General features: G+C 49.9%; 10 protein-coding genes and 1 pseudogene. 5 read left to right on the top strand and 6 right to left on the bottom strand.

Translation table 11 applies throughout. From position 1 onward, the window contains the following. The 4 genes and pseudogenes from AAGC78_RS21405 to AAGC78_RS21420 form a co-directional block, all read right to left on the bottom strand. Positions 1-186: pseudogene (locus AAGC78_RS21405) on the bottom strand (aspartate aminotransferase family protein); the annotation flags it as partial. A gap of 2 nt (positions 187-188) precedes the next feature. Further along, a complete protein-coding gene (gene thiE / locus AAGC78_RS21410) occupies positions 189-821 on the bottom strand; it encodes a thiamine phosphate synthase (protein ID WP_435786143.1) in 633 nt (210 codons plus the stop codon). Beyond that, positions 818-1243, bottom strand: coding sequence for a protoporphyrinogen oxidase HemJ (hemJ, locus tag AAGC78_RS21415; protein WP_435786144.1), 426 nt, complete (start codon positions 1241-1243; stop codon positions 818-820). Before hemJ ends, thiE begins: the two co-directional genes overlap by 4 nt. Positions 1244-1258: 15 nt before the next feature. Then, a complete protein-coding gene (locus AAGC78_RS21420) occupies positions 1259-3025 on the bottom strand; it encodes a chloride channel protein (RefSeq protein WP_435786145.1) in 1767 nt (588 codons plus the stop codon). A gap of 181 nt (positions 3026-3206) precedes the next feature. Here AAGC78_RS21420 and argC point away from each other — a divergent pair, with 181 nt between their 5' ends. The 4 genes from argC (at position 3207) to erpA (ending at position 5933) form a co-directional block, all read left to right on the top strand. Further along, positions 3207-4253 (top strand): N-acetyl-gamma-glutamyl-phosphate reductase, encoded by a 1047-nt coding sequence (gene argC, locus AAGC78_RS21425; RefSeq protein WP_435786146.1) that lies wholly within the window; start codon positions 3207-3209, stop codon positions 4251-4253. 84 nt (positions 4254-4337) lie between these two features. Next, positions 4338-5099 carry a DUF6776 family protein gene (locus AAGC78_RS21430; protein ID WP_435786147.1) on the top strand — a complete coding sequence of 254 codons (762 nt, stop codon included), beginning with the start codon at positions 4338-4340 and terminating at the stop codon, positions 5097-5099. 25 nt (positions 5100-5124) lie between these two features. Next, complete coding sequence (locus AAGC78_RS21435; RefSeq protein WP_435786148.1) at positions 5125-5505, top strand: bactofilin family protein; 381 nt, start codon at positions 5125-5127, stop codon at positions 5503-5505. Positions 5506-5579: 74 nt separating this feature from the next. Then, positions 5580-5933 carry an iron-sulfur cluster insertion protein ErpA gene (erpA, locus tag AAGC78_RS21440; protein ID WP_133685182.1) on the top strand — a complete coding sequence of 118 codons (354 nt, stop codon included), beginning with the start codon at positions 5580-5582 and terminating at the stop codon, positions 5931-5933. A gap of 22 nt (positions 5934-5955) precedes the next feature. On the opposite strand, the gene AAGC78_RS21445 is transcribed toward erpA, so the two are convergent. Together AAGC78_RS21445 and AAGC78_RS21450 are read right to left on the bottom strand one after the other, a co-directional pair. Next, positions 5956-7071 (bottom strand): anhydro-N-acetylmuramic acid kinase, encoded by a 1116-nt coding sequence (locus AAGC78_RS21445; protein ID WP_435786149.1) that lies wholly within the window; start codon positions 7069-7071, stop codon positions 5956-5958. A gap of 12 nt (positions 7072-7083) precedes the next feature. Beyond that, positions 7084-8502, bottom strand: a complete 1419-nt coding sequence (locus AAGC78_RS21450) for an OapA family protein (protein ID WP_435786150.1) — start codon at positions 8500-8502, stop codon at positions 7084-7086. A 201-nt stretch (positions 8503-8703) separates the two neighbouring features. Here AAGC78_RS21450 and tyrS point away from each other — a divergent pair, with 201 nt between their 5' ends. Then, entirely contained in the window at positions 8704-10011 is a 1308-nt protein-coding gene (gene tyrS / locus AAGC78_RS21455; RefSeq protein WP_435786151.1) for a tyrosine--tRNA ligase, read from the top strand. Positions 10012-10113 lie beyond the last annotated feature (102 nt).

Consider the following 10113-nt stretch of genomic DNA (forward strand, 5'->3'; position numbering starts at 1 on the left):
CATTGGCCCCCAGCTTTGTACGTAATCGATATATTTTTTACCATCGGCATCCCACACGTGGGCACCCAAGGCTTTTTCAAAAAACACGGGTGTTCCACCTACTGCGCGGAATGCGCGTACGGGCGAGTTAACTCCACCTGGAATGGTTTTTTGGGCTTGTAAAAATAATTCTTCAGAGCGGCTCATAATTAATCCTGATCTTTAATCGATAATTCAATAAATTTTCTGGCTTGGGCGGTGATGTCTTCTGCAGCAAATAAGCTGTGGCATACCGCGAGTGAATCGGCACCTGCATCCAATAATTGTTTGCCGTTCTCCAGCGTAATTCCTCCGATAACAACAATAGGAGTGTTGCCAAATTGCGCGCGCGCTTCACTGATTAATGAGATAGGCGCGGGTGGTGCATCGGGTTTGGTGCTCGATGGAAAAAAGCGGCCGAAGGCGATGTAATTGGCGCTGTCTTTTATCGCTTGGTGTGCAAGCTCCAGTGATGCATGACAGGTGACACCGATGATGGCGTGACTACCAAGAATAATGCGCGCAGCAACGGGGCTGACATCGTCTTGCCCCAAATGGATTCCGTGTGCGCCCACTTCTTTTGCCAGCGACACATCATCGTTGATGATGAGCTGCGCTTGATATTGGTTGCACAAACCAAGCAATGTTTTTGCTTCATGGATGCGGCGTGCGGTGTCGGACGATTTATCCCGATACTGTACTAATTTGCATCCACCTTTAAGTGCGGCAGCAACACTAGTGAATAGTGCATCGCCCGGTGTGAGTTGTGAATCGGTAATGGCGTAGAGTTTATTCATCATCATACAAACGGTTTTACCACAACAAGAATGACTATGCCGATAAGTAAAAACACCGGCAACTCGTTAAACACACGGAAAAATTTATGGCTTTTAGGGCAGCGGTCATCGCGAAATTGTTTGACGTAAGCGATACATGCGTGGTGATAACCGGTGAGCAATACCACTAACACAATTTTGCACCAGTACCAGGTTTGGGTGGAGTAATAATCCCAACCGAGCCAGCTCATCCAGATACCGAAGGTAAAGGTCGCCATCATCGCCGGGTTTGCAATGCCGCGCAGCAGTTTGCGCTCCATGATTTTAAAACGCTCGCGACTGATCTCGTCTTCGCTCATGCTGTGGTACACGAACAAGCGCGGTAAATAAAACAATGCTGCCATCCATGAGATGACCGAAATAATATGGAAGGCTTTTATCCAGAGCATAAATATTCTCTACGGTTACAGGCGGTAATACCCATCGATTTTTGCGCGGCTAATTATACCCAGAGGTTGGCTGGAATCGGTAAGTGACTCGACCCAGAGCGCATCCACATTATGTTGATTCATTAATTCCAGTGCTTCAAACAAATTGGCATCAGCGGCGATGCGCACCAGATCATAACGGCGTGCGGGAATTTCATGCAGATTGATGATGTCGGGTGTTTCGTCCTGCGGATGCAACTCCGGTTGCTGTAAATAATTGCTGAGATCGGCGGGGTGCAATAATTGTTCAGTGTCGCGCAATAAAATCCAGTGCGGATGCTTGAGCAGTAGTTGATGCACATCGGTGCGGTTAATTTCCGGCTGGGCCATTACCAGATGGCGATCAATTAATCCGCGTACGCCGGTTCGGCTGAGCAATTGCCCAAATGCTTCAGTGTTGCGGAATTTTCCCTGAATACGCAGTACATGTTGAAATAATCCTTCACATTTAAATACCCAGCGCGTGGTGAGGCAGGCGGCAATCACCACCAACATGCTGGGGAAAATAATGTTGGGATTATAAGTGAGCTCCATAATCGCCATCATCGCCGCAAGGGGAGCATTCAGGGTTGCTCCCATCATCGCGCCCATTCCCAATATGACGTAAAAGCCTATTGCACTGGCGGAATCCGGCATGATCATTTGTGCCACAACGCCGACAGCCCCACCAATACAGGCACCGATAAACATAAGTGGACCCACCACACCGCCGGGCATGCCAACACCGAGACTGAAAGAGGTGGCGCAGAGTTTAGTGATGGCTATGGCGAGTAATAATCCCAAACCAATTTCACCCGCCAGCGCACTGCTGATGGTGTCGTAGCCGACGCCCATTATTTGGGGAAGCCCGATGGCACAGGTGCCGGTAAGCAATCCGGCCAGCGCAAGGCGCAGGGCAATCGGACGATTTAGCGCCCAGCGGCAACTCCAGCCGTGCAAGCGTATATAAGCGGCGGCAAAGATGGCGACGATCAGTCCCACCAGTCCCATTAGCGGCAGTTCGCGTAAATCGCCCATTACGGCGTGCGCATTGATGAACGCGATCTCCGGGCCGAAGGCGAGGCGGGTCATGGTCGCGCCAGCAACTGCAGCGAGCGCGACGGGGATAAATCCGGCAATGGTGTATTCCATGATGACCACTTCCATCGCGAATAACACGCCCGCCATGGGTGTGTTAAAGCAGGCGGCAATGGCGGCGGCAACGCCGCATCCGGCCAAGGGGCGCAAGGTATTAGTGGGCAACTTTAGCCATTGCCCAAGCAGACTACCGCTCGCTGCGCCCATGTGGATAGCTGGGCCTTCCCGCCCTATCGATTGGCCTGTGAGTAAGCAGGCCGCGCCACCAAAAAACTGGGTGATCATATTGCCCGGTGGCATACGTCCCTGATGGTTTTGCAGGCGATCCATAACGTGGCCGATACTGGTCGCATGGTGACGCCGGTCGACACACTGCAATATCAATCCAAGTAGTATCGCCCCGCTTACCGGGAGCAAGAAATGGGTCAGTGAACTCACTGCTTCAAAGTTTTCAAAGCTGTCCGGTAGAAAGTAAGCCAGTGGGATTTCAACAATCCAGCGAAACACCACAATCACCGCGCCCGCAATCAGGCCAGTCAACAGCCCGAGCAGAGTTAGCTGCGGCAGGGCATCAGCTCCCGCGAGCTGGTCGCGCAGGCTTTCGGCGCGTCGGCTCAGGGCTTTTGTCCCGGCTGGTTTGTCAGTTTGCGGCGACTCAATTGTCACGCTGGATTCCTGTTGTGGTGTTTTACCAATCGATGGGCAGCTTTTGCTTTCGATTTATGGATAAGGCTCTTATGATAGCCGTCTTATTTTTTGCCGGATCAAATGGCGGGCACTCAGGATACCAGAGTCTCCGTCGCCAGATTAGCGGTGATGACATTGAACGAGAGTTGAGGAGGTTGAGGTGATTAAAGCAGCCATTGTTGGCGGAACTGGTTATACGGGCGTTGAGTTGCTCCGCTTATTGGCCAAACATCCACAGGTCGAAGTGACTGTGATTACCTCGCGTGCCGAAGCGGGCACCAAAGTAGCGGATATGTATCCGAGTCTGCGCGGTCATATTGATCTGGTATTTACCGAGCCGGATGTAGCGGTGCTGGGCGAGTGCGATGTTATCTTCTTTGCCACGCCGCACGGCGTAGCGCAGAACATGATGGGCGCCTTGATGAACACCAAAGCGCGCATTATCGATCTGTCGGCAGACTTCCGTATTCGCGATGTGCCGCTGTGGGAGAAGTGGTACAACCAGACCCACGGCGCGCCCGAGCTGGTTGCGCAAGCGGTTTATGGCCTGCCGGAAGTAAATCGTGCGTCGATTCGCACCGCGAAGTTGGTGGCTTGCCCTGGTTGTTATCCCACTGCAACCCAATTGGGTTATCTGCCGCTGATAGAAAACAATCTGGTCGACCCAACCCGTCTGATCGCCAACGCGGCGAGTGGTGCGAGCGGTGCCGGTCGTCAGGCCAAAATCGACAACCTGTTGATGGAAATCAGCGATAGCTTTAAAGCTTATGGCGCGGCCGGTCATCGTCACTTGCCGGAAATTGAGCAAGGCTTGCGCGATGTACAACCTGCCGGTGCAGTACCGGTTGGGCTTACCTTTGTACCGCATTTGTTGCCGATTATCCGCGGTATCCACGCGACTTTGTACGCAACTTTACTGGATGCGAACAAATTACCGGATCTGCAAGCGTTGTATGAGCAGCGTTATGCCAACGAACCCTTTGTTGATGTGTTGCCCGCAGGCGAATTACCACAAACGAGAAGTGTGAAAGGTTCAAACGTATGCCGCATCTCGGTTTTGCGTCCGCAACAGCGCGATACTGTCGTCGTTCTTTCGGTGATCGATAACCTCACCAAAGGCGCTTCCGGTCAGGCGATTCAAAACATGAATATTATGTTCGGTTTTGATGAAAAGGCCGGCTTGGATGTTGTGGCGTTGATGCCGTAATTTGCGCTCACTCTTATATCAACTCTGATCTTCACTACACGGGATGGATTATTTCCATCCCGTAAAAAAATAAAATTGATAACTATGAATTCCGCCAAGGCCAAAGTTAAAGGTTCTCCCGTCTACCTGATGAAAGTGGTTCCCCATCGACCAGTGCGGAACATGTTAATCATTGCTGCGCTGATAGCTTTGGTATTGGGCGCAATCGTCGCTACTTTTTTCTATGCGCAGAATCGAGCCAGCAGTGAGCGCTTGACCTTGCAAGAGGCGCAAGAGTTGCGCGGACAACTGGGTAAATTGCAGCAAGACGCGGAAGAATCGAAGCGCGAGCTGGCGAAGTACCAGTTAAATGCCGAAGTAGATCGTCAGGCGGGCGAGGATCTGCGTAAGCGTGTGATGCAATTACGTGATGAAAAAGCGGGTTTACAGCGCGATCTTGAGGTTTATCGCATCATGACCTCCAAAACCAGTAACAATCCCAAGGGGATCAGTTTTGGCGTTTTCTCGGTCACGCCCTTAGCGGATAACAAACAACAATTTAAATTAGCGGTGCAAAAACTGGCAGAGGACGATGAGGATTTCGTTGGCCAATTACGTGCGTTGGTGGTTGGTCAAAAAGACGGCAGCGAGACCAAGATATCGCTACATGAGTTGGTGGTCAGCAAAGTCGGCGTTGAGCCCTTAACTGAAAATATCCCGCTCAGTTTTAAGTTTTTCCAGAATATTGATGCTGAAATTGTGTTACCGGAGGGCTTTGTCCCGCAAAAGATTGAGCTGGAAGTGAAATCCAGCACCCGCCGTAATCCGGTAACCGTCAATACCGATATTGAGTGGCCAGACAATTAAATAGCAGTTTGTTAAGGAGACCCTGATGGCATTTTCCAATAACCACACCCTGATTTCCCGTGCGACCAAAGTTGTTGGTGACTTGCACTTTACCGGCGAATTGCAGCTGGAAGGTAAGGTGACTGGCAATATCATTGCTGAAGATGAAAAGGACGCGAAGTTGGTGATCGCTGAAACTGGCGTGGTGGAAGGTGAGGTCAGATCGCCAGTGGTGGTGGTTAATGGCAAGGTGATTGGGAATATCTACTCCAGCAAGCATCTTGAGCTGGCCGCCAAAGGCAACGTCACCGGCACTATCCACTACCACTCAATCGAGATGGTCAAAGGCGCACAAGTGAACGGTAGTATGGTCAACAAGCAGAAGGAATCGGCGAGTGTATTGGATATTGCTATCGCCAAGGGTTAATAGTTGACTGTTTTACTAGGGTAAAGGGATAATATCTATCGCCCCGACGGGGTTTGCTGTTATCCGGAGTATTTATGTCTACCGCTGAAATCTACATTCCCCAGGTTGTTACTGTCACCGACAGTGCTATCGCCAAGGTTAGAAGCCTGATTGAGGAAGAGGATAATCCTGATCTTAAATTGCGGGTGTATGTTACCGGCGGCGGTTGCTCGGGCTTCCAATACGGCTTTACGTTTGATGAAGCTACTGCCGATGACGACTCCATTGTTGAGCGCGACGGCGTCAAAGTAGTAGTGGATGCTATGAGCTATCCCTATCTGGTTGGCGCCGTGGTGAATTACGAAGAGGGGCTGCAAGGTTCAAAGTTTGTAATCCAAAACCCTAATGCGTCCAGTACCTGCGGTTGCGGTTCATCCTTTACCGTTTGATTATTTTCTTCTGCGGGAAGCATCAGGCGTAGTACACGCCACCCAGAATGACTTCCCGATTTGCTCCCGTCACTTCACGCACGTTACCCGGCTTATGGTTAATTGTTTGCTGGGCTAACCAGGCCCACGCCATAGCTTCTATCCATTGTGGATCGACTCCTAGTGCGGATGTACTCACTACTTTGTCACCGCGTAAAAGATCCTGTAATCGCTGCATAAGCACCGGGTTATAAGCGCCTCCGCCACATACAAAGACCTCCTTTGTTGTATCACCAAGCTTGTTAATGCTGTCTGCGATAGTAACCGCTGTCAGCTCAAGCAGGGTTGCCTGCACATCCGCAGGTGAGGGTGCTGACGATAGTGCGATGATATTTCTGTCGAGCCAATCGCGATTGAAACTTTCTCGTCCCGTACTTTTCGGGGCGGGCAAAGTAAAGTAATTCTCGCCCAACAGATTCGCCAGCAGCTCCTGATTAACTATGCCGGAAGCTGCCCAAGCACCGTCTTTATCGTAAGTGTTGCCGGAGTGGGAGTGTATCCAATTATCCATTAATACATTGCCTGGTCCGGTATCGAAACCTGACACTCGCCCCTGCGTTGGTAACCAAGTGATATTGGCCATGCCGCCAATATTCACCACAACGCGGTCGTTATTGGGGGAATGAAATATCGCGCGATGAAATGCTGGTACTAGTGGTGCTCCTTGGCCGCCTGCCGCCATATCACGACGACGAAAGTCGGCAACAGTAGTGATTCCAGTGAGTTCGGCGATGATATTGGGATCGCCGATTTGCAGCGTAAATGTGCCTTGGGGTGATCCCGGTGGCCGATGGCGGATGGTCTGTCCATGGCTGCCGATAACAGTAATTTGCGATGCATCAATTCCGGATTTTGCGATCAACTCCAAGCTCACTTGCGCAAATAGACGACCTAACTCTGCATCCAGCGCACCCATCCGATCAATTTCATTATCGTTGGGAAGCGAAAGAGCATGGATTTGCTGGCGAATTTCTGGAGGAAGGGGGAGCGTATGTGTGGCGATGAGTTGGGCGGAGGATTCTAAATCAATCAGCGCTGCGTCAATTGCGTCAGCGCTGGTGCCAGACATCAAGCCAATGTAGAGCTGGCGTGTATGCATGAGTGAAACAGATTAGTTATTGGAGCTGCCGCTTTTGGCAACTGCCAGACGGCTGGCCGATTTATATTGATCCAGCTTGGCAATCAGTGGGCGAGTGGTTTCATTGAAACGCGCCACTTCAGTTTTTTCGATACCGATAGATTTTGGTAAAGGTACTGTCACTGGGTTGCGCACTTGACCATTAACGTGGAATTCATAATGCAGGTGTGGGCCGGACGCCAAACCAGTCGAACCAACATAGCCAATCACATCGCCTTGGCTAACGCGAGCACCTGAACGCATACCTTTGGCAAATCCGTTCATATGACCGTAGAGGGTTTCAATACCTTGGCCGTGCTGGATGATAACAGTATTGCCAAAGCCGTTTTTGCGACCGGCGAAGGCAATTTTTCCATTACCTGTCGAGCGTATCGGCGTGCCGCGCGCAGCAGCATAGTCCGTGCCTTTGTGGGCTCTAATAATGTGCAGTACGGGATGTTTGCGCCCCAAACTGAAATGAGAGCTTATACGGGCAAATTCGATTGGGGTGCGCAGGAAGGCTTTGTGCATGCCGCGACCATCGGGTGTGTAATAGTTGCTTGAGCCGTCTTTATCGGTATAGCGAACTGCTTTGAAGGTTTTGCCGCCATTGGTGAACTCGGCTGCCATAATTTTTCCGGTACCGATTTTCTTACCATTGAGGTGCTGTTCTTCATACATAACCTTGAAGCTATCGCCCTTTTGGATATCAAGTGCAAAGTCGATATCCCAGCCAAAGATGTTCGCCAGCTCCATTGTCAGGGTGCTGGGCATCCCTGCTCTTTTTCCTGCCATATATAGGGAGCTATCAATCGAGGCTTGGCGGAATGCGTATTTAACATCAGGCTTAAGTGCGGTTTGTTTTGCGGTGAAGCCTTTAGCTCCGCGGGTAAACTTCAGGCTGTTTAACTCATTCACAATGTAGTTAAGGCCTTGCAGCTGACCGTTCTCTACCAAAAACTCCATTTTTTGACCTGGGCGAATATTGCGTAGGTCTTTAGCGTCTTTGGCATCGCTGAATAATTCGTAAATGGTGCGATCATTTAATCCGGCGCGCTTAAACAAAATCGATAAATTGTCGCCATTTTGTACAGTGAACTCTTTCCACTGTGGGGATAAATCTTGCGGGGCTTGTTGCGGTTTTGTTAATTCGGGTGTTGCGGCAATCGTTTGGATAATAGTTTCTACTGCGGGTACTGCGATTGGGGTTGCCTGCGTATCTACCCCTTGAATTTCCAAGCCGGGAATATTCTGGCTCGGAATACTGGCGATTTCTGAATTGGTTTGGTGCTCACTTCCTAATACTACGACTAATCCAACAGACAGGGCCGCCGCCGCCGCGAGATGCCCACGTGGCAGGTATTGAAGCAGGGTCGATCGGACGATCTTGTAATAGGTTTTAATTTGATGCATGGGTAAAAATTCGCAATTCTTTTATAGATAAGTGATCCAACAAAGAGCATTTATAGCAGAAAAAAACGCCTGTAACACCCCAAAATTTAATCTTGCTGAAACAAGCTTCAGGTTTTGTCTTGTAATTGAAGCAAGATGAGGTATCTTTGCCGCCTTTTTGTTCCTAATCGAAACACTTTTCATCAGCTTGGTTGGTGCGTTATGGCAGCTATTGACACTAATTTCCTGCAAGAGTTGCAGGATCGTGGGCTCATTGCCCAAATGACGGGGGGCGACGCGATTGCGGAGCATCTCAATTCGGCGAGTCGCACCCTTTATTGTGGGTTTGATCCGACTGCCGATAGTCTGCATATCGGCAGTTTGGTTCCTCTATTAATGCTCAAGCGCTTCCAGCTCGCTGGCCACAAGCCAATTGCCCTGGTTGGTGGTGCTACCGGTTTGATTGGCGATCCAAGTTTCAAGGCGCAAGAGCGCAAGCTCAATACTGCCGACGTAGTCGCTGATTGGGTTAATAAGTTGAAGAAGCAAGTCAGCCAATTTATCGATTTTGATTGTGGTGCCCAATCGGCTGAGGTTGTAAACAATCTGGATTGGGTTGGCAAGATTGATGTGCTTAGTTTCTTGCGCGATGTGGGCAAGCACTTCTCTGTCAATAATATGATCAACAAGGAGTCGGTAAAGCAGCGTATTGAACGTGAAGGTGAGGGGATTTCCTTTACTGAATTCACTTATATGCTGCTGCAATCCTACGACTTCTCCGAGCTCTATGCCCGTAACAGTTGTACTCTGCAAATTGGTGGTAGTGATCAGTGGGGCAATATCACTGGTGGCATTGATCTAACTCGTCGCATGCACGGCTCGCAAGTGTTTGGTTTGACGATGCCATTGGTTACCAAGTCTGACGGTACGAAATTCGGCAAAACTGAAACCGGTACAGTCTGGTTGGATGCAGCAAAGACTTCTCCTTATGCCTTCTATCAATTCTGGCTCAATACTGCAGATGCGGATGCCTACAAGTTTCTTCGTTACTTCACCTTTTTGACTGTTGCGCAAATTGCAGCTATCGAGGCTGAGGATGCTGCGCGTCAAGCTAAGCCGGAAGCGCAGCGAATCCTTGCGGAAGAGGTTACAAAACTTGTCCATGGTGATGCTGGCTTGTCTGCTGCTCAGCGAATCACACAGGCATTGTTTAGTGATGAGTTGTCTGGGTTGAGTGAGGCTGACTTTTTGCAGCTGCAACAAGATGGTTTGCCGTCATCGAAACTGGCTCGCGCTGAGATTGCTGACACTCCGCTTACTCAGTTGCTAGCTGATGCTGAGTTGGCTGCATCTGGCAAGCAGATTAAGGATGTATTGGCGAGAAATGCGGTGTTCATAAACGGGGCTGCTAAATCTATTGATGACAATATGCAGGCTGCAAATTGTTTTGCAGAAGCGAATGCGTTTTTTGGTCGATTTTATCTCGCGAAAGTGGGCAAAAAGAAATATCACTTGTTCGATGTTGTGTGATTTTTGTTGCTGTTGTTTGTTAAGTGTTCGCTTTTAAAATTAAAACAAAATAATCCCAAAAAGAGCTTGCATGGGCGAGGGTGGATTCGTATAGTGCGCGCC

Origin of the sequence: Cellvibrio sp., from assembly GCF_039207905.1 — a bacterium.
Lineage (GTDB): Bacteria > Pseudomonadota > Gammaproteobacteria > Pseudomonadales > Cellvibrionaceae > Cellvibrio.